The sequence below is a fragment of the Aeromicrobium sp. A1-2 genome (assembly GCF_003443875.1).
GTDB lineage: Bacteria > Actinomycetota > Actinomycetes > Propionibacteriales > Nocardioidaceae > Aeromicrobium.
On record NZ_CP027482.1, the window covers coordinates 1880367 to 1899185 of the forward strand.

The window sequence follows — 18819 nt, forward strand, 5'->3', positions numbered from 1 at the left end:
CCGGAGGCTGGCCGACGCTTAGACTGTGGCCCATGAGTTCTGCGCCGACGAATACCTGGGGCCGTGTCGACGACGAAGGCAACGTCTACGTTCGCACTGCTGACGGTGAAAGGCTGATCGGCCAGTGGCCGGGCGGCGACCCCGCCGAAGCGATGTCGTTGTACGTCCGCCGCTTCGAAGGACTTGAGGTCGAGGTCGACCTCCTGGAGAAGCGACTAGAGGGCGGCGCGCTGTCCCCCGACGACGCCGGCAAGGCCGTGACGAAGGCCCGCGCGCAGATCACCGACGCGCAGGCGCTCGGCGATCTCGACTCGTTGCTCAAGCGTCTGGACGCCCTGCAGCCCGCAATCGACAAGCACCGCGAGCAGCGCAAGGTCGAGCGCGCTGCCAAGGTCGCCGAGGCACAGACCGAGAAGGCTCGTATCTCCGAGGCGGCAGAGAAGATCGCGGCCGGCACCGACTGGAAGGCCGGCGCAGACAAGCTGCGCGCCCTACTCGACGAGTGGAAGGCGCTCCCCCGGCTCAGCAAGTCCGCCGACGACGAGCTGTGGCACCGGTTCAGCACGGCACGTACTGCGTACACGCGCCGCCGCAAGACCCACTTCGGCGAGCAGTCGACGCTGCGCGATGCCGCGAAGGTCGTCAAGGAAAAGCTCATCGTCGAGGCCGAGTCGCTGTCGACCTCGACCGAGTGGGGTCCGACGGCCGGCAAGTACCGCGACCTGATGACCGAGTGGAAGAAGGCCGGTTCGGCGCCGCGCAACGTCGAGGACAAGCTCTGGAAGCGGTTCCGCAACGCCCAGGACGCGTTCTTCAACGCCCGCGATGAGGCGAACTCGCTGCTCGACGCCGAGTACGAGGTCAACGCCGAGAAGAAGCTGGTGATCCTCGCCGAGGCCGAGAAGCTGCTGCCGATCACGAACCCCGACGCCGCCCGCAAGGCATGGCTCGACATCGCCGATCGCTGGGAAGAGGCCGGCAAGGTGCCGCGCGCCAAAATCGGCGACTTCGAGGCACGCATCCGCAAGATCGAGGAAGCTGTGCGCGACGCCAACGAGGTCAAGTGGAAGAAGACCGATCCGGAGAAGTCCGCCCGAGCCGACGACATGATCGGCAAGCTGCAGCGCGCAATCGACGAGGTGGCCGCCAAGATCGCGGCCGCCGAGGCCAAGGGCGACGCCAAGAAGGCCAAGGACCTGAAAGCCGACAAATCTTCCAAGGAGGCCTTCCTCGACATGGCGAAGAAGGCCCAGGCCGACTACTCCTGACATGACAGTCTGGTCCACGTCATGAACGTCCTCCTGATTGGCGACATCGGTTGGTCCGGGCTCTATCACCTTGGAGACGAGGCCATGAGCGAAGCAGCCATCGACATGCTTCGCCAACGCGGCATCCACGACATCACTCTGATAGCCGGTGAGCCATCGGTCGCAACCCAGATGTATGGCCTGCCGGCCGTTCCCCGCATTGGCTACAAATGGGGATGGTCGCGCGCGCGGATGGAGGGCCACCTCTCCAGCCTGACGGCCTCGCTGGGTGGCCGCGTGGACGTGACCGGGCCGGCGAGCCCGGTGATCGAGGCCGTCGCGGCCTGCGACGCGATCGTCATCGCTGGCGGCGGCAACCTCAATTCCAAGCATGTGCACCATCTGTTCGAACGTGTCTCGCTGGTGAGGATCGCGCGGCACTACGGGCGACCCGTGTTCGTCACCAGCCAGACGATGGGGCCGACCTTCAGGCCCAGCGATGCGACGCTGGCACGCGAGATCATCGAGTACGCAACCTGCTTCGGAGCCCGCGAGGCATCGACTCACGCGCTAGCCATTGAACTCGGCGGTGACCCCGATCGCGTGGTCCACGGATTGGACGACGCCGCAATGCTGACTCCACGGGAAGCCGATCGCGCAGCCATCCGTGACCTCAGACTGCCCCCTAGGTACATCATCGGAAGCTTGACCGGCTATGCCACCTCCCTGGGAGTGACGAGAGCTGAGTACCACCGACTGATGGCCGACACGCTCAACCGGCTTTCGGACGGACACGATGCCGAGGTCGTTCTGGTACCGCATCTCGGATCGTTCGATCAAGACCGCCGAACCCACGATCTGCTGGCCCACGACGCTATCGTCGATGCCACTGAGAACGCACGCATCACGAGTCTCCCGACGATGCCTGCACGTCAGGTTGTCGCCCTGACCGAGGGCGCGATGCTTTCACTCTCGACCCGATATCATCCCACCGTGTTCGGACCCGTTCTCGGCACGCCCACGGTGGCGATCACGTCGAGCTACTACTCGGCGGTGCGCATGGCGGGTGCCCTGAGCAATGTCGGACTCGGCAAATACGCCATGCCGGCCGACGCCTGGGTGCACGGACCGTTCGAGGATGTCGTCGACAACCTCGTCGAACGCGCACCTGAATTCGCTGCGCACATGTCAACCGTGGTACCCCTGCGGATGAGCGAGCAGTCAGCGTGGTGGGACGCGATCGCCGCATCAATCAAGGGGTCGGAGTGGGTCCGGCCCGGCGATCTCTCTCCGGTCGCCGAGTTCGGGATACCAGCACCGTGGGCGGAGCGGCTCGCTGTGCAGACCCGGCTCTCCAATGAGCTAGGCAGGGCCCAGTTCGATGTCTTGCTGCACAAGCAGGACCTCAAGGTCAAGGATTCACAACTCGAACGGACCAAGGGCCGGTTGGTGGCCGCCAGGCGAAGCATCGCGGCGCTCCGCGCGCGCCGCACCGTGCGCGCCGTCGATAGAATCAAGCGGGAGCTAGCTCGTTACTGGGTGAGGCGGTAGACGTCGAAGACGCCTTCGACGGTACGCACGGCCGATAGCACGTGGCCGAGATGCTTGGGGTCGGCCATCTCAAAGGTGAACTTCGACTTGGCGACCCGGTCGCGTCCGGTCGACAGCGATGCCGACAAGATGTTGACGTGCTGGTCGGACATGACCCTCGTGATGTCGCTGAGCAGCCGCGGCCGGTCAAGCCCCTCGACCTGCACCGCGACGAGGAACGTGCTGGTGCCCGTCGGCGCCCAATGCACCGGGACGAGCCGCTCGGGCTGGCTGCGGAGCGAGAGCAGGTTGACGCAGTCCGTGCGGTGCACCGAGACTCCGTCACCGCGGGTCACGAATCCCTGGATCGTGTCGCCCGGCACCGGTGTGCAGCAGCGCGCCAGCTTGATCATGATGTCGCCGTCGAGCCCATCGACCACGACACCGGCATCGCGGTTCTCGTTGCGCGGAAGCCTGCTTCCGACCCCCGGAAGCTGGGTCGCCTCGGCGAGATCCTCCTGCGCACCCTCCCGACCGCCGGCCAGGTCGATGACCCGGTCGACGACGTTCTGGGCCCCCACGTTGCCTTCGCCGACCGACGCATAGAGCGTCGACACGTCAGCCAGGTGCAGCTCCTTGGCGACGGCGTCGAGCGTCTCGTGCCGGAACAGCCGGTGCAGCGCGAGGCCTTCCTTGCGCATCTGCTTGGCGATCTGGTCCTTGCCGCGCTCGATGGCCTCGTCGCGACGTTCCTTGGTGAACCACTGCCGGATCTTGTTGCGGGCGCGAGGGCTCGCAACGAAGTCCAGCCAGTCCCGGCTCGGGCCGGCATCCGGCGACTTCGAGGTGAAGACCTCGACCACGTCACCGCTCTCGAGCTCTGATTCCAGAGACACGAGCCGGCCGTTGACGCGGGCGCCGATGCAGGCGTGTCCGACCTCGGTGTGCACGGCGTATGCGAAGTCGACCGGCGTTGACTTCGTCGGCAACTGGATCAGGTCTCCCCGTGGCGTGTACGCGTAGACCCCGGCATTGCTGATCTCGAACCGCAGGGAGTCCAGGAAGTCCACCGAGTCAGAGGTCTCGGACTGCCAGTCCAGCAGCTCACGCAGCCACAGCATGTCGTTGTTGTCGGGTGCCTTGCCGGACTTGCCGGCAGTGCCGTCCTCCTTGTACTTCCAGTGCGCAGCGACACCGTACTCCGCGCGCCGGTGCATCGCGTTGGTGCGGATCTGCAGCTCGACCGGCTTACCCTGCGGACCGATCACGGTGGTGTGCAGCGACTGGTACATGTTGAACTTCGGGACCGAGATGTAGTCCTTGAATCGACCCGGAATCGGGTTCCACCGCGCGTGCAGCACGCCCAGGACGCCATAGCAGTCGGCCACCGAGTCGACCAGGATCCGCACGCCGACCAGATCGAAGATGTCGGCGAACTCGCGGCCGCCGACCAGCATCTTCTGATAGATCGAGTAGTAGTGCTTGGGCCGGCCAGAGACCTTCGCCTTGAGCTTGACGTGACGCAGGTCCGACTCGACGTCGTTGACGACCCGCTCGAGAAACTGCTCGCGCGACGGGGCCCGGTCGGCGACCAGGCGGACGATCTCGTCGTAGACCTTGGGGTGCAACGTGGCGAAGCCGAGGTCCTCCAGCTCCCACTTGATCGTGTTCATGCCGAGCCGGTGCGCCAACGGAGCGAAGATCTCGATCGTCTCGCGGGCGATCCGCTCCTGCTTGTCCTGACGGAGGTAGCGCAGGGTGCGCATGTTGTGCAGGCGGTCCGCGAGCTTGATGACCAGCACCCGGATGTCCCGGCTCATGGCCACGACCATCTTGCGGATCGTCTCGGACTGCGCCGAGTCGCCGTACTTGACCTTGTCGAGCTTGGTCACGCCGTCGACGAGCTGGCGGACCTCGTCACCAAAGTCGGCCTTCAGCTCGTCGAGCGTGTACGGGGTGTCCTCGACGGTGTCGTGCAGCAGCGCCGCGCACAGCGTCGGCGCAGTCATGCCCAGCTCGGCGAGGATCGTGGCGACCGCCAGCGGGTGGGTGATGTACGGATCGCCGCTCTTGCGCTTCTGACCCTCGTGCATCCGCTCGGCGATTGCGTAGGCCTTCTGGATCGCAGCAACCTCGCCCTTGGGGTGGGTCGCACGGTAGACCTTGATCAACGGGTCGAGCACAGCGTCGGAGGATCCCGACTTGCCGCCGATGCGGGCCAGGCGGGTGCGAACCCGCGCAGAAGCAGGCGCCGAGTCGGTGTTCTTCGACTCGGCGGGCGGTGCCTCGATGCGCTCAGCCACTAATGCTCCTCACTGTGCCCTCCATCGTATGCCAGCGGGACACGCGGCGAGGTCGGTCAGGTGAGCAACCCGTCAATCAAGGTCGCCGCTGCGCCGAGCACGAGGATCGCGACGAGGACGAGTGCAACGACTCGGACCTGATGGGGGTTCATGGGGCTCGATTCTGTGGAGGGTTCAGTAGGACCGCAGGGCGGCGCAGCCGAGCGGCTCGAGCCGGTCACAACCGCCCAGTGCGATCAGTTCGATCAGCACGAGGTTGCCGGCGACGGTCGCCCCGGCCTGCCGGACGAGATCGGCCGCAGCGAGCATCGTGCCGCCCGTCGCGAGGACGTCGTCGACGACGAGCACGCGGGCTCCCTGGGGCAGGGCGTCGACGTGCATCTCCAGCACCGCCGAGCCGTACTCCAGCTCGTACGACGTCGACAGCGAGTCCGCCGGCAGCTTGCCAGCCTTGCGCACGGGCACGAATCCAGCCCCCAACCGCAGGGCGATGCTGGGGCCGAACAGGAACCCCCGCGCCTCGATGCCCAGCACCGCGTCGACGGGGCCCATGGCCTGGGCCATCTCGACGAGTCCGTCGATCACCGCGCCGAGCGCCATTGCGTCGGCCAGCAGCGGGGTGATGTCACGGAACGTGACGCCTGCCTGCGGCCAGTCCTCGATCGGGCGGACGAGCCGGTCGATCGTCTCGGTCAGCTCGTGGCTCATGACCGAACCTCGGGCCTGGCTTGCTGGCAGTCGCGCACGTGCTCTCCTTGGGGTGGGGTGATGCTTGCATTCACGTCAGCAGGTCCCGCGGGCGATGCCCGCGGGACCTGCTGACGTCAGTGACTACGACGCGTTGAGGTCAACCTTGCAGACGTCCTTGGCGTGCGTCTCGATCGCATCGGACGCCTTGGTGAAGTCCGCGCCGCCGAGCTTGGTCATCTCACCGGCGAGACCCTGCAGCTTGGCCAGGTCGACGCCCTCGGGCACCTTGCCGCTCTGCATCTCGCTCAGGTCGGAGAACTTCAGTCCGGCATCCTTGAGGGCCTTCTCGACCGTCGTGATGGCGCCGTCGAGCTTCTTCCAGTCGCCCTTGATGTCGCTCGGGGGCTCGTCGGCCAGCGTGTGGAACGTCGCGAAGGCCTCATCGAGCTGCGCGATGTCGCCGGACGAGACGCTGCCGAAGGTCTTGGAGGCCTTCTTGATGTCCTTGCAGTAGTCGCTGCCCGTTCCGCCGCTGCCGCCATCCCCGCCGCCGCAGGCGACCAGGGTGCTGCCGAGCAGGATCGCGCCGGCAAAAGCCATAGAGATCTTCATGTGGTGTGTTCTCCTCCGTGTGCGTCATCGGGACGGTCCCGCATCGCGGTCGGTGCGATCAGCATGGCATGCCGATCAGACGTTCTAGGCGTTTCCCTTGCCCCGCTTGGAACGAGGCTGACGAGTTGGCTGCGCACGCTTGGCTGCGCCTGAGGTCGTGACCGGACGGTGGGTCGCCGCTGCCACCACCTCGACCGGCGCTTCGGCCTGCTTTGCTCGGCGCGCCATGACCCGGGCGGTCTGCGCCTTGATCGCCGGCTCGCGCTCCTTGAGCTGCGACGCGAACGGTGTCGCGATGAAGATCGACGAGTAGGTGCCGGCGAGCATTCCGACGAACAAGGCCAGCGCGAGGTCCTTGAGCGGACCCGTGCCGAGGATCGCGGCGCCCGCGAACAGCAGCGCGGCAACCGGCAACAACGCTGTCACCGAGGTGTTGATCGATCGAACCAAGGTCTGGTTGAGCGCCAGGTTGGCCTGCTCGGGGTACGTCCTGGTCGTCGACGTCGCGATGCCCTTGGTGTTTTCTCGGACCTTGTCGAACACCACCACGGTGTCGTACAGCGAGTACCCCAGGATCGTCAGAAGTCCGGTCACGGTCGCGGGTGTGACCTCGAACCCGGACAGTGCGTAGACACCTGCCGTGATGATCAGGTCGTGCGCCAGCGCCACGATCGCCGCGACGGACATTCGCCACTCGCGGAAGTAGGCCCAGATGAAGATGATCACGAGCACCAAGAACACGATGAGACCCGTGAGCGCCTTGGTGGCGACCTGCTTGCCGTAGGTCGGCCCGATCAGGTTCTGGCTGACCTCGGTTGCGCCCGCCTTCTCCAACGACTTGGTGATCGTCGTCGCCTGGTCCTGCGTCAGCGCCCGGGTCTGGATGCGGATCGAGTCGCTGCCCGAGGTCTGCACCGTCGGGTCACCGGCTTCGGGCACATTGGCGTCGTTGACCGCACGGGTCAGATCGTCGGAGGTCTGGGAGTTGGCGGTCTGCACCTTGGCGGTGAACTCCACCCCGCCCTTGAACTCGACCCCGTAGTTGAAGCCACGGAACACGAAGGCGAGCGCAGCCACCAGGACGATGATCGCCGAGATCGCGTAGAAGACCTTGCGCCGGCCGACGAAGTCGAACGAGACACGTCCCTCGTAGAGATTTTGTCCAAATGAACTGATGCGGCCCATCAGGCTTCTCCTCCAGCGGTGCGGGAAATCTCGGAGACCTTGCGGCCCGTGATGCCCAGGTGGCCGGCGTCGAGTCCGGAGAGCTTGTGGCCCTGGCCGAAGAACTTGGTGCGCGCCAGCAGCGAGACCAGGGGCTTGGTGAACAGGAACACGACGAACACGTCGATCAGGGTTGTCAGGCCGAGCGCGAACGCGAACCCACGGACCACCCCGATCGCGAAGATGAACAACGTCACAGCCGCCATGATCGACACCGCGTCGGCGGCCAGGATCGTGCCGCGTGCACGGACCCAGCCCGCTTCGACCGCGAGCCGCAGGGACTTGCCGTCGCGCACCTCATCTCGTATTCGTTCGAAGAACACGATGAACGAGTCGGCGGTGATGCCGATCGCCACGATCAGTCCGGCGATGCCCGGCAGGGTCAGGGTGAAGCCGACCGCTTGCCCGAGCAGCAGGACCATGACGTACGTCAGGGCGGCGGCCACGAGCAGCGAGCCGATGATGACCAGGCCAAGACCGCGGTAGTAGAACAGGCAGTAGAACACCACGAGGATCAGGCCGATGATGCCGGCAATCACGCCGGCGTTGAGCTGGGAACCGGCCAGCGAGGGCCCGATCTCCTCACTGCCGTTGACGCCGAACGTCAGGGGCAGTGCGCCGAACTTGAGCTGGTTTGCCAGTTCCTTGGCGCTGGTCGCGGTGAAGTTGCCCTGGATCTGGGACGAGCCGTTGGTGAAGTGCCCGTTGGTGGTCGGGGCGCTCAGGACCTCGCCGTCCAGCACGATCGCGAAGCGACTTGCCTGGTCGTTGCCGGCCAGATTCTGTTTGTACAGCGCATCCGTGACGGTGTCGAAGACCTTCTTGCCGCCGCCCTTGATGTCGATCGCGACGACCCAGTTGACCTGCTGCTGCGGCAGCTCGGCATCTGCGCTCTTGACGTCGGTGCCCTCGATGATCGTGGGGCTGAGGATCTGCACCTCGCCGCTCGCACGGTCGCAGGTGACCAGTGGCTTGCTGGAGACATCGTCGACGTCGACCCCGGTGCTGGAGCACGTGAACCCAGCTGCCTGCGTCTGGAGGGCCTCGATACCGGCCTTGTACTCGGTCGGAAGGGTGTCCAGACCGCCGGTCTCGGCCTCGATCAGCTGGTCCAGTGACAGCTTGGACCAGTCGATGCCGTCGATGGTCTTCTGGGCGTCAGAAGTGTCGGTCTTCGTGGTCGCGCCGGTCAGGTTGCCAGCCCACACGAGCCGGAACCGCATCTGCGCGGTCTTGCCGACCTGGTCGACGATGTCGGCACGCTTCTGGCCAGGAATCTCGATGATGATCTGGTTGCCGCCCTGGGTCGTCACCTCGGCCTCGGTCACGCCGGTGGCGTTGACGCGCTGGTCGATGATGTTGCGAGCCTGGTCGAGCTTGTCCTTGGCGACGTTGCCGGTCTCGGACTTGGCTTCCAGTGTGATCCGCGTGCCACCCTCAAGATCGAGCCCGAGCTTGGGCTTCCACGCGCTGTCGTCGCCCTTCTTGGTGTCGAGACCGATCACCGCGACGAGGCCGTACAGGGCCACGATCACCGCGAGGAACAGGAACAACGTGCGCCGCGGACGAGGCAGGTTGGAGCTGGCCCCGCGGGGCCGGCGGGTGGAAGCGGTCGCCATCAGTCCTCGATGCTCGATTCGGTGTCGGTCGTCTCGGCCGGGATGACCCGCGCTACGGCCTGCCGGTTGACGGTCACGACCGTGTTCTCCGCGATGCGCAGCTCGATCGTGTCGTCGCTGAGAGCGACGATGTCGCCGAAGAGACCGCTCGCGATCATGATCCGAACGCCGGGGGCCAGCTCGCTCTGCGTCTGGAGGAATGCGCGCTGACGGGCCCGGGCAGGTCGAACCACCAAGAAGAAGAAGGCGACGACCAGCAGGATGAGAGGCAGCACTGCGCCCAGATCTTTCACCGTTAGAGCTCCGTACGAATGTGAGATGCGCCGCCGGGGCGGCATGGCCGTGACCGCCACACGGGGTCGTGCGGAGGCCATCGGGAAGTTTAGCCCCACGCCCCCACGATCGTGACGTGCCTCATGCTCGGCGCGTCATCCCGGCTCGCCGGCGAGCGGCAACTGGTCCAGCCCGGGCGGCGGGGCGAGGCCCAGATGGCGCCAGGCGCGCGCCGTCGCGACCCGCCCGCGCGGCGTGCGCGCGAGAAATCCCAGACGTACGAGGAACGGCTCGGCGAGCTCCTCGACGGTCTCGCGCTCCTCGCCGACCGCGACGGCGAGGGTCGAGGCGCCGACGGGCCCGCCGCCGAAGCTGCGGCACAGTGCGTCGAGCACGGCCCGGTCGAGTCGGTCCAGCCCCAGCTCGTCGACCTCGTAGAGGGCCAGGGCGTCGCGCGCCACGGCATGGTCGACGACGCCCCCGGCTCGGACCTCCGCGAAGTCGCGGACCCTGCGAAGCAGCCGGTTGGCGATGCGTGGTGTGCCACGGGAACGCGAGGCGATCTCCCGGCCGCCGTCGTCGGTGACCTCAAGCGCGAGCAGTCCCGCCGATCGCGAGACGATGCGATGCAGCTCGGCCGGGTCGTAGTAGTCCAGCTGAGCGGTGAAGCCGAAGCGGTCGCGCAGGGGGCTGGGCAGCAGGCCGGCCCGAGTGGTCGCACCGACCACGGTGAACGGTGGGATCTCCAGCGGGATCGCGGTCGCACCCGGACCCTTCCCGACGATGACGTCGACCCGGAAGTCTTCCATTGCCATGTAGAGCAGCTCCTCGGCGGGACGCGACATGCGGTGGATCTCGTCGATGAACAGGACGTCTCCCTCGTTGACGCCCGACAGGATGGCCGCGAGGTCGCCGGCGTGCTGGATCGCAGGGCCGCTGGTAATCCGCAATGGCGCGGAAAGCTGGTGGGCGATGATCATCGCGATCGTGGTCTTGCCGAGACCCGGAGGGCCCGACAGCAGCACATGGTCGGGAGTCCGTCCGCGGGCCACAGCTGCCTCGAGCATCAGGGACAGCTGCTCCCGCACGCGCTCCTGCCCGATCAGCTCGTCGAGAGTGCGAGGCCGCAGCGCTGCCTCGAAGGCGCGGTCCTCCGGACCTGCCTCGGCGACGATCGCGTCGAACTCGTCGTCGTGCATCAGCGCGCCTTCGCCAGCGCGCGCAGCGCGTCACGCAGCACGGTCGAGACATCGGGAGTGGCGCGGGGATCGAGCGATCCCACGACCTGCTCGAGAGCAGCATCGGCGTCACGCGTCGACCAGCCGAGGCCCAGCAGTGCCTCGTGGACCTGGGCGCGCCAGGCGGGGGCGCCACCGGTCGCCGCGAGCGTTGTGACGCCGACCCGGTCCTTGAGCTCGACGACAATCCGTTCTGCGCCCTTGCGCCCGATGCCGGGCACGGTCGTGAGAGTCGCGAGGTCGCCCTGGCCGATCGCCTGCCGGAGCCGGTCGGGGTCGAGCACCGCGAGCATCGCCTGGGCGACCTTGGGGCCGACTCCGCTGGCGGTCTGGACGAGCTCGAACATGTCGCGCTCGTCGGTGTTGGCGAAGCCGAAGATCGTCAGGGAGTCCTCACGCACGACCATCGAGGTGGAGAGCTGAACCTCACGGCCGATACGCAGCGAGGCGATCGTGCCGGGAGTGCACATGACCTGCATGCCCACGCCTCCGACGTCGATCACGGCGGACGTCAGGGTGACTGCGGCCACTGGCCCGCGCACGTGCGCGATCATCGGGCGGCCTGCGCGTCGACTGCCGCCTGGATGCGCGACTGCGCACCGCCGCGCCAGATGTGACAGATCGCCAACGCCAACGCGTCAGCCGCGTCAGCCGGCTTCGGCGCCTCGGTCAGCCTCAGCAGACGAGTCACCATCTGCGTGACCTGGGCCTTGTCGGCACGGCCGCTTCCGGTCACCGACGCCTTGACCTCGCTCGGCGTGTGCAGCTGCACCGGGATGCCGTGGCGCGCCGCAACGACCATGGCGATGCCGCTGGCCTGCGCCGTGCCCATCACGGTGCGGACGTTGTGCTGGCTGAAGACCCGCTCGACCGCGACCACGTCGGGGCGGTGCTCCAAGACGCTGGCCTCGATCTGCTGCTCGAGCTGGTGTAGCCGGCGCGCGGTGTCGAGGTCCGGCGGAGTGCGAAAGACACCCACGTGCACCATCGTCAACGGCCGGCCGACGGTGCCGTCGACCACTCCGACGCCACATCGGGTCAGACCGGGATCGATCCCGAGCACCCTCATCGGCCCGACTCGCAGATAGAACGCATGTTCGACAGCGTAGACGGCCGGCGAGTCAGCCGGAAGGCGACGCGCCGGTCCGGATCAGGCCTGGACCTGGGCCATGACCTCGTCGGAGGCGTCGAAGTTGGCAAACACGTTCTGCACGTCGTCGCTGTCCTCGAGCGCGTCGATCAACCGCATGATCTTGGTCGCCGCGTCGACGTCGACCTCGACCGTCACGGTCGGCACGAACGAGGCGTCGGCCGAGTCGTAGTCGAGGCCGGCTCCCTGCAGCGCCGTGCGCACAGCCACCAGATCGGTCGCTTCGCTGATGACCTCGAACGTGCCGTCGAGGTCGTTGACCTCCTCGGCGCCGGCGTCCAGGACAGCCATCAGGACGTCGTCCTCGTTGGTCTCGCCCTCGGCCTGCTCGGCCGGCACCATGATGACGCCCTTGCGGTGGAACATGTACGACACCGAGCCCGGATCGGCCATCGTGCCGCCGTTGCGGGTCATCGCAGTGCGCACCTCCATCGCGGCGCGGTTGCGGTTGTCGGTCAGGCACTCGACCAGCAGCGCGACGCCGCCGGGGGCATACCCCTCGTACATGATCGTGATGTAGTCGACCGCGTCGTCGCCGACGCCGCCGCCGCGCTTGACCGCACGGTCGATGTGGTCCTTGGGGACCGAGGCCTTCTTGGCCTTCTGGACCGCGTCGTACAACGTCGGGTTGCCCTCGAGATCGGCGCCGCCCATCCGGGCAGCGACCTCGATGTTCTTGACCATCTTGGCGAACATCTTGCCGCGCTTGGCATCGACGATGGCCTTCTTGTGCTTCGTGGTCGCCCACTTGGAGTGGCCTGACATGAGGAACGCCTTTCTACGACTGCTTGACGAGGTCGACGAAGTAACGGTGGATGCGATCGTCGCTCCCGACTTCGGGATGGAACGAGGTCGCCATCCGGCTGCCCTGTCGAACAGCGACGATTCTACCGGCCGCCGGTCCGGTCGGGACCGTGGCAAGCACGTCGACCTCGGGGCCGACCGCCTCGACCCAGGGGGCACGGATGAACACCGCGTGGACGGGGTCGGCGAATCCGTCGAATGCGATGTCGCCCTCGAACGAGTCGACCTGGCGTCCGAACGCGTTGCGCCGCACCGTGATGTCGAGACCCCCAAGGGTCTCCTGACCCACGATGCCGTCCTCGATCCGGTCGGCCAGCATGATCATCCCGGCGCAGGTGCCGAAGGTCGGCATGCCGCCGTGGATACGCTCCGCCAGCGGGTCGAACAGATCGAAGGTGCGTGCCAGCTTGTACATCGTGGTGGACTCGCCGCCGGGAAGCACGAGGGCGTCACATCGCGCGAGCTCCTCGGGCCGCCGAACCGTGAACGCGGGAACGCCGAGCTGGTCGAGCGCACGCAGGTGCTCACGGACGTCACCTTGCAGCGCAAAGACGCCGATCGCGGGAGAAGACACGCAGCAACCTTACGCAGGCCCCTGCGGGTGCTCCGCGTGTGGCGACGACGGCGACGTGAGAGACGAATCTCCAGGGGATACGCCGCCGCCGCCGCTCCCTCTCGGAAATACATCCGATCGGGCTTACGGAGCGAGCGACCCACCACGACGACAAGCGTGTGGTGGATCGAACTCCCTCTGAGCCAGCACGCGATTCGAGGCACTCCCATACCCCTCACGCACCGACACAAGAAATGATACCTGTCCGGTGTCCATCGGCACCATCGTGAAATTCGGCGAGAGGCCGATCAGGACCGTCTCGTCCCCCGCACACGGCGGCGTGGAGTGACGACGACGAAGGCCAGGCACGCCACGAGTGCGCCGCCGGCCACGATCGCAATAAGCCCGTGGAAGGGCCCGACGAGGAACCCGAGCAGCGGGACTGCGAACAGGACACGGTCGACCCTGGTGACCTCGTAGGTCTCGGCGTCCGGCACCGACGAGTCGTCGGCCTTGAGCGTCAGCCGGACGCTGCCGCCGTAGGGCTCCACCTCGACGATGCGGTGCGTCACGCGACCACCGGCACGGTCGGTCACGCTCACGACATCGCCGGGCCCGACGTCGCCAACCGGGGCCCCCCGCGCGATGGCCAGGTCTCCGGACGAGATCGCGGGCGCCATCGAGTCGGAGCGGAACGAGATCGGGATGATCCCCAGCGACGCGCACAGGACGGCGGCCACGAGGCTGACAGCGCCCAGCACGGCCCCGATCCGGAGCAGGACGGACTGCCAGAACCAGCTGGTTCGTACGGGTGCCGCCGCCCGACGTCGACCGCGCTGTTCCATGGATCCCTCTCGAGGTGTCCCTCCCTCGCTCGGCACTCTATCGGCGCTTTAGTTGCAACTGCTGGCGAGTCCGAGGAAGAGCACCGACAAGAGCTTCCCGGTCGCAGTCGTCGACCCGTTGCTCACCCAGGTTGGCGAGCCGGCAAGCCTCGACCTGACCCTGATAGTGATGGTGGCCGGCAAACCCAGGATGCCGTTGAGGAGCAGGAACGAGTAGGTGACGGACTGACTCGTGACGAGGCTTCCGCTGTTGCTGATGACATCGGTCCGCCGGACCGTGCCGCCCGAGTCCTCGACCGTCACGACGTATTCGTAGCGGAGGTCCGAATTGGGCCAGGTGAACGTGAGGCTGGCCAGCAGACCTCCTCCGCTGCAGGTCACCGACGCCGGCTCGAGGACGGTGTGCGCACCGAATGTTGTGCCGGAGATGACGACGGGATCGGTCCAGGGTGCCGCGGAGGCGGCCGATCCAAGCGTCAGCGAGACGGCTGCCCCGAGGGCCACGCTCATGCGGAACGCTGCCTTGGACCGTTTCGATCTCGCCGCTTTGCGTGATCCGCCGGGAGGCAGCACCAGCGCCCGGTCCTCGGGCCCGTCCGGTGGCCTACGCCGGAAGACCAGAGCCAGCATCCCGGCGACGTACAGACCCAGCAGGAAGAGACCGACCGGACTTGTCGCGGCGTCGACGGCGTACCCCGCCTTTGGTATGTCGAAGAGGACCTTCTCGGCCGTCGTGACGGTGTAGAGCTCCGCGTCGGGACTTCTGTTCGCATCTCCGCGCAGGGTGAGCTGTCGCGCATCGCCCTGCGCCGCGGTGCTGACGAGACGGTGGGTGACTCGATTTCCGCCGGAGTTGACCACCGAGACGATGTCCCCGCGCCGAAGTGTCGATGCATCGACCGTCCGCGACACGCCCAGGTCGCCGGTGTGGATCGCCGGTGACATCGATCCGGAACGGAACACCAACGGCTTGACGTCGAACGCTGCCCCCGCGATGGTCGCAAGGATGCAGACGACGCCGAGCAGCGCCCCGAAGGTCAAGAAGACCTCCCGGGTCGCGCGCACGACGCCTCGTCCGGTCATGACAGGTCGGACGTTCCGGTCGCAGTGAACGTGGCCGACACAGCCTTGCCCTGCAAGCCGGTCGGCGCGGCAGCGTCGAACGAGACCTGGAAGCACAACAGCTCGGCGGCACTCGTCGGGCTCCCGGCCAGGGGGCCACGTGACGGGATGAGGATCGTGGTGGTGCTCGTCAGCGCAACGGCGTTGACGAGGGTCGCGGTCCCGGCCGTGCACGTGCTCGCACTTCCTGTGCCGCTTTTCGTGCCACCAAGAGTGACAGTCAGCCGGAGCGCGGAGTTGGTGGAGTACACCGCGACGTCGGTGCCGCTCAGCACGCCGGAGATCGAGTACTTCAGCGCGGCGGTGCCGCCATTCTTGACCGTGAGGACCTCGGCCGACGTGTTGCCCGGGACCATGGCGGTCATCGACAACGTCGTGGTGGCGTAGGCGTCGGCGTTGTTGACCTTGAGGTCGAGGGTTCCGGCGGTGAACGTCGAGCCCGAGATCACGACGTCGTCGGTCCAGTACGCAAACGTCCCGGTCGCGCCTATCCCGAGTGCCACGCCGAGGCTCAGCAACGCCCGCGCGCGCACCGACCCCAGCAGCTTGCGCCCGGCCCGGTTCGGCCCGTCTCTATGACTGGACATCGGTGCCTGCTTCCTCCCGGCGCTTGTGCACCAGGATGGTTCCGGCGCCCACGAGCGTGAGACCGATGATGAACGACCACGACGCGGGTGCGCCGGTGTCGGGGAGGAGACCGTCGCGGTCGGGAGCGACGGCGGCCTCGACATCCTGACTGAGCAGGATGCGGAACGCGAGAGCCAGATTCTGCGTCTGCGACGGATTGGTCGCCTCCGGTGCGAACGCCACCGAGACATCGATCCTGGCGCTGTCACCCGTCCCGACCCCGATCTCGGACACCAGGCGATGGGTCCCGGTGGCCGATGTCTCGCGCCAACGGCCTCCTCCCCCTCGGACCGAGATCGTCAGATAACCGGTCTCGAGCAGCGAGTCGATGTGCGTGCCGACGACGTCCACCGAGAGCGTCGCAGGCTCGTCGGCCTGGTTCCGCACGTAGAACGTCGCCGTCCGGGAGTCTCCTGGCACCCAGCGCAGGTCCGGATCGAACAGTGTCGAGGACAGCGTCGGCGCGAAGGTCACACCATCGCGGCTCAGGCCGATCCGTGCGTCCGCAAACGCCGGCGCGACCACGACCGGCACGAGTGCCAACGCCGCGAGCAGGCACATGATTGCGCGCATGATCACTTCACCGGCTCCTTCGGCTCGTCTGGTGTCTTCCAACGGTCCCTCATGGCTCCGAGAATCATCGCTGCGGCGTAGCCCAGCAGACCGACCGCCACGATGGTGACCGCCATCTGCCGCTGCGAGCTCTCGATCACGTTGGTCACCCTCCCCAGCTGGCGGACGTGGTACCACCGCGCTCCCACGATCTGCACCGGCCTCACGGTCTTTGCGTCTGCCACCTTGTTCGCGTCGCCCTGGGTCCGGAAGACCAGCCGACCCTTCGCGTCGTAGCCCTGCCCGACGACCCGGTGGGTCACCACGGCCGGCTTTCCGGACTCCAGCTGGTACGTCACGACCATCCCGATGCGGATGTCCTGCGCATCGATCGGCTTGACGACCACGAGGGTCCCCGGCGGCATTCCGGGGCGCATCGAGTCGGTCAGGATCGTGTACGGACGCGCGCCGGCAAGTCGTGGGACCAGGACCGCGACGGCAAGCACCAGCACCACCGCGACGATGACGAACCAGGCCAGGACCTGGGTCAGCCATCCGCGGATGCGGGTGCCCTCGGCTCGACGCTTCGACATGATCATCTCGACCTCCGCCTGCGGCCGGGTGGCGCGGAGTCCTCGTGGGACCCGACGTCACCCGGCCGATTCAGGACGCGAGATCGGGTCAGGCGGAGACTTGGGTCAGCGTCACGGTGAGCTCGTCGAGCGTCGCCGTGATGCCCTGCATGTCGTTCGCGTTGATCTGCGGCGTACCGGTCTCATCGGTGCCGAACGGGACCGTGACCGTGAAGGTCGCGGTGATCGTGTCTCCGTCGTTCGCCGAGGTGACGAAGCCGCCGTCGACGATCGGGGTTCCACCGACGTCGAAGGTCGTGGCTGCGGTCAGGTCGAGCGACGTCGACGCGGTGCTCGGTGTGTAGCTGACCGACGCAGGCGCGCCGATCTCGGCCTTGAGGTTGTCTCCGGTCGCGGACAGCGTGAAGGTGCAGTCCTTGGTGATGACGTCACCGGGCACGATCAGGACAACTGGGTCGCCGGCGCCGGGGTTGCCCGTGGCGTAGGCCCAATCGGTATCGCACGTGCCGTCCGTGAGCGTCAGCGTGCCGGCCGTGATGTCGCCACCATCGGCGGTGCCATCGGCCGTCCAGTAGGCCAACGAGCCCGCTCCGCCAAGCAGCAGGACAGCTGCTGCTGATGCCGCGATGGCACCCTTCATCGACTTCTTCATGAGTTCTCCCTTGCGACGTCCCAGACGACCATCCCGGTCGTACGGATGAGACGCGCTCCCACGCTCATTGTGACGCCAAAAAGTCGACGGACTTCCCAAAGGGGAGAAATAAAACCATCTGTGCCCTGTGTGTCGCCTCACACGCAAAAAACCGTGCACCCCGGCTGAGCCGGGATGCACGGTCGTGCGGCAGGAGATACCCGCGCGAAAGACCTACCAGCCACGCTCGGAGAGGCGGTGCGGCTCGGGGATCTCGTCGACGTTGATGCCGACCATGGCCTCGCCCAGTCCGCGGGAGACCTTGGCGATGACGTCGGGGTCGTCGAAGAACGTGGTGGCCTTGACGATCGCCTCGGCACGCTGCGCCGGGTTGCCGGACTTGAAGATGCCCGAGCCGACGAAAACGCCCTCGGCGCCCAGCTGCATCATCATGGCCGCATCGGCCGGGGTCGCAATGCCGCCAGCGGTGAACAGCACGACCGGGAGCTTGCCCTTCTCGGCGATCTCCTTGACCAGCTCGTACGGTGCCTGCAGCTCCTTGGCCGCGACGAACAGCTCGTCCTCGGACAACGATCCGAGACGGCGAATCTCGCCACCGATCTTGCGCATGTGCATCGTGGCGTTCGAGACGTCACCGGTGCCGGCCTCGCCCTTGGAGCGGATCATCGCGGCACCCTCGGTGATGCGACGCAGCGCCTCACCCAGGTTGGTCGCACCACACACGAAGGGGACCGTGAAGTTCCACTTGTCGATGTGGTTGGCGTAGTCGGCCGGGGTCAGGACCTCGGACTCGTCGATGTAGTCGACACCGAGGGACTGCAGCACCTGGGCCTCGACGAAGTGTCCGATGCGGGCCTTGGCCATCACCGGGATCGAGACCTGCTCGATGATTCCGTCGATCAGGTCGGGGTCCGACATCCGCGCCACGCCACCCTGCGAACGGATGTCGGCGGGCACCCGCTCCAGCGCCATGACGGCGACCGCTCCGGCGTCCTCGGCGATCTTCGCCTGCTCGGCGTTGACCACATCCATGATCACGCCGCCCTTGAGCATCTCCGCCATGCCGCGCTTGACGCGGGAGGTGCCGACCGTGGTTGCTTCGTTGCTCACTGCTGTGTCCTTCGTGATGTGGCCGATGATCGGCTCAAGTCTACTCCGGGCGAGCTGGACCGTACGCGCCGGACA

20 protein-coding genes are annotated in these 18819 nt (G+C 66.9%); 2 read left to right on the plus strand and 18 right to left on the minus strand.

The genetic code is table 11. The features are described from left to right. The first annotated feature begins 32 nt into the window (after positions 1–32). Positions 33–1268 carry a DUF349 domain-containing protein gene (locus C6I20_RS09170; RefSeq protein ID WP_118395683.1) on the plus strand — a complete coding sequence of 412 codons (1236 nt, stop codon included), beginning with the start codon at positions 33–35 and terminating at the stop codon, positions 1266–1268. Positions 1269–1289: 21 nt separating this feature from the next. Continuing rightward, positions 1290–2798, plus strand: coding sequence for a polysaccharide pyruvyl transferase family protein (locus C6I20_RS09175; protein WP_118395684.1), 1509 nt, complete (start codon positions 1290–1292; stop codon positions 2796–2798). Here the strand turns inward: C6I20_RS09175 and C6I20_RS09180 are convergent. The 18 genes from C6I20_RS09180 to pdxS all read right to left on the minus strand — a co-directional run bounded on the left by C6I20_RS09180 (position 2780) and on the right by pdxS (position 18744). Beyond that, positions 2780–5068, minus strand: coding sequence for a bifunctional (p)ppGpp synthetase/guanosine-3',5'-bis(diphosphate) 3'-pyrophosphohydrolase (locus tag C6I20_RS09180; RefSeq protein WP_216823083.1), 2289 nt, complete (start codon positions 5066–5068; stop codon positions 2780–2782). The two genes, C6I20_RS09175 and C6I20_RS09180, sit on opposite strands and share 19 nt — an antisense overlap. Before the next feature lie 186 nt (positions 5069–5254). Continuing rightward, positions 5255–5788, minus strand: coding sequence for an adenine phosphoribosyltransferase (locus tag C6I20_RS09185; protein WP_118395686.1), 534 nt, complete (start codon positions 5786–5788; stop codon positions 5255–5257). 123 nt (positions 5789–5911) lie between these two features. Then, a complete protein-coding gene (locus tag C6I20_RS09190) occupies positions 5912–6382 on the minus strand; it encodes a hypothetical protein (RefSeq protein ID WP_162891237.1) in 471 nt (156 codons plus the stop codon). Between the two features lie 84 nt (positions 6383–6466). Then, positions 6467–7567: a protein translocase subunit SecF gene (secF, locus tag C6I20_RS09195; RefSeq protein WP_118395688.1), complete on the minus strand. Its 1101-nt coding sequence runs from the start codon at positions 7565–7567 to the stop codon at positions 6467–6469. Then, a complete protein-coding gene (gene secD / locus C6I20_RS09200; RefSeq protein WP_118395689.1) occupies positions 7567–9225 on the minus strand; it encodes a protein translocase subunit SecD in 1659 nt (552 codons plus the stop codon). Before secD ends, secF begins: the two co-directional genes overlap by 1 nt. Next, positions 9225–9518 (minus strand): preprotein translocase subunit YajC, encoded by a 294-nt coding sequence (yajC, locus tag C6I20_RS09205; protein WP_162891238.1) that lies wholly within the window; start codon positions 9516–9518, stop codon positions 9225–9227. Before yajC ends, secD begins: the two co-directional genes overlap by 1 nt. A gap of 135 nt (positions 9519–9653) precedes the next feature. Next, positions 9654–10697 (minus strand): Holliday junction branch migration DNA helicase RuvB, encoded by a 1044-nt coding sequence (ruvB, locus tag C6I20_RS09210; RefSeq protein ID WP_118395691.1) that lies wholly within the window; start codon positions 10695–10697, stop codon positions 9654–9656. Beyond that, positions 10697–11290, minus strand: a complete 594-nt coding sequence (gene ruvA / locus C6I20_RS09215) for a Holliday junction branch migration protein RuvA (RefSeq protein ID WP_118395692.1) — start codon at positions 11288–11290, stop codon at positions 10697–10699. The genes ruvB and ruvA overlap by 1 nt, the downstream gene beginning before the upstream one ends. Continuing rightward, entirely contained in the window at positions 11287–11805 is a 519-nt protein-coding gene (gene ruvC / locus C6I20_RS09220; RefSeq protein ID WP_118395693.1) for a crossover junction endodeoxyribonuclease RuvC, read from the minus strand. The genes ruvA and ruvC overlap by 4 nt, the downstream gene beginning before the upstream one ends. A gap of 81 nt (positions 11806–11886) precedes the next feature. After that, on the minus strand, positions 11887–12651 hold the full coding sequence (locus C6I20_RS09225; RefSeq protein ID WP_118395694.1) for a YebC/PmpR family DNA-binding transcriptional regulator: 765 nt from the start codon (positions 12649–12651) through the stop codon (positions 11887–11889). A gap of 13 nt (positions 12652–12664) precedes the next feature. After that, entirely contained in the window at positions 12665–13264 is a 600-nt protein-coding gene (gene pdxT, locus C6I20_RS09230; protein WP_118395695.1) for a pyridoxal 5'-phosphate synthase glutaminase subunit PdxT, read from the minus strand. Between the two features lie 287 nt (positions 13265–13551). Continuing rightward, positions 13552–14088, minus strand: a complete 537-nt coding sequence (locus tag C6I20_RS09235) for a signal peptidase I (RefSeq protein ID WP_118395696.1) — start codon at positions 14086–14088, stop codon at positions 13552–13554. A 48-nt stretch (positions 14089–14136) separates the two neighbouring features. Beyond that, positions 14137–15153, minus strand: a complete 1017-nt coding sequence (locus C6I20_RS09240; protein WP_162891239.1) for a signal peptidase I — start codon at positions 15151–15153, stop codon at positions 14137–14139. 14 nt (positions 15154–15167) lie between these two features. Then, positions 15168–15797, minus strand: coding sequence for a TasA family protein (locus tag C6I20_RS09245; RefSeq protein ID WP_118395698.1), 630 nt, complete (start codon positions 15795–15797; stop codon positions 15168–15170). Continuing rightward, complete coding sequence (locus C6I20_RS09250; protein ID WP_254052321.1) at positions 15784–16410, minus strand: LPXTG cell wall anchor domain-containing protein; 627 nt, start codon at positions 16408–16410, stop codon at positions 15784–15786. Before C6I20_RS09250 ends, C6I20_RS09245 begins: the two co-directional genes overlap by 14 nt. A gap of 2 nt (positions 16411–16412) precedes the next feature. Further along, on the minus strand, positions 16413–16982 hold the full coding sequence (locus C6I20_RS09255; protein WP_118398776.1) for a signal peptidase I: 570 nt from the start codon (positions 16980–16982) through the stop codon (positions 16413–16415). An 88-nt stretch (positions 16983–17070) separates the two neighbouring features. After that, on the minus strand, positions 17071–17634 hold the full coding sequence (locus tag C6I20_RS09260; protein ID WP_118395700.1) for an alternate-type signal peptide domain-containing protein: 564 nt from the start codon (positions 17632–17634) through the stop codon (positions 17071–17073). 213 nt (positions 17635–17847) lie between these two features. Further along, positions 17848–18744, minus strand: coding sequence for a pyridoxal 5'-phosphate synthase lyase subunit PdxS (gene pdxS, locus C6I20_RS09265; RefSeq protein WP_216822844.1), 897 nt, complete (start codon positions 18742–18744; stop codon positions 17848–17850). Positions 18745–18819 lie beyond the last annotated feature (75 nt).

Coding starts and splice junctions, on each gene's coding strand:
- C6I20_RS09170 (WP_118395683.1), top strand. CDS start 33: ATGAGTTCTGCGCCGACGAATACCTGGGGCCGTGTCGACGACGAAGGC.
- C6I20_RS09175 (WP_118395684.1), top strand. CDS start 1,290: ATGAACGTCCTCCTGATTGGCGACATCGGTTGGTCCGGGCTCTATCAC.
- C6I20_RS09185 (WP_118395686.1), bottom strand. CDS start 5,788: ATGAGCCACGAGCTGACCGAGACGATCGACCGGCTCGTCCGCCCGATC.
- C6I20_RS09190 (WP_162891237.1), bottom strand. CDS start 6,382: ATGAAGATCTCTATGGCTTTTGCCGGCGCGATCCTGCTCGGCAGCACC.
- secF (WP_118395688.1), bottom strand. CDS start 7,567: ATGGGCCGCATCAGTTCATTTGGACAAAATCTCTACGAGGGACGTGTC.
- secD (WP_118395689.1), bottom strand. CDS start 9,225: ATGGCGACCGCTTCCACCCGCCGGCCCCGCGGGGCCAGCTCCAACCTG.
- ruvB (WP_118395691.1), bottom strand. CDS start 10,697: ATGCACGACGACGAGTTCGACGCGATCGTCGCCGAGGCAGGTCCGGAG.
- ruvA (WP_118395692.1), bottom strand. CDS start 11,290: ATGATCGCGCACGTGCGCGGGCCAGTGGCCGCAGTCACCCTGACGTCC.
- ruvC (WP_118395693.1), bottom strand. CDS start 11,805: ATGAGGGTGCTCGGGATCGATCCCGGTCTGACCCGATGTGGCGTCGGA.
- C6I20_RS09225 (WP_118395694.1), bottom strand. CDS start 12,651: ATGTCAGGCCACTCCAAGTGGGCGACCACGAAGCACAAGAAGGCCATC.
- C6I20_RS09235 (WP_118395696.1), bottom strand. CDS start 14,088: ATGGAACAGCGCGGTCGACGTCGGGCGGCGGCACCCGTACGAACCAGC.
- C6I20_RS09245 (WP_118395698.1), bottom strand. CDS start 15,797: ATGTCCAGTCATAGAGACGGGCCGAACCGGGCCGGGCGCAAGCTGCTG.
- C6I20_RS09250 (WP_254052321.1), bottom strand. CDS start 16,410: ATGCGCGCAATCATGTGCCTGCTCGCGGCGTTGGCACTCGTGCCGGTC.
- C6I20_RS09255 (WP_118398776.1), bottom strand. CDS start 16,982: ATGTCGAAGCGTCGAGCCGAGGGCACCCGCATCCGCGGATGGCTGACC.
- C6I20_RS09260 (WP_118395700.1), bottom strand. CDS start 17,634: ATGAAGAAGTCGATGAAGGGTGCCATCGCGGCATCAGCAGCAGCTGTC.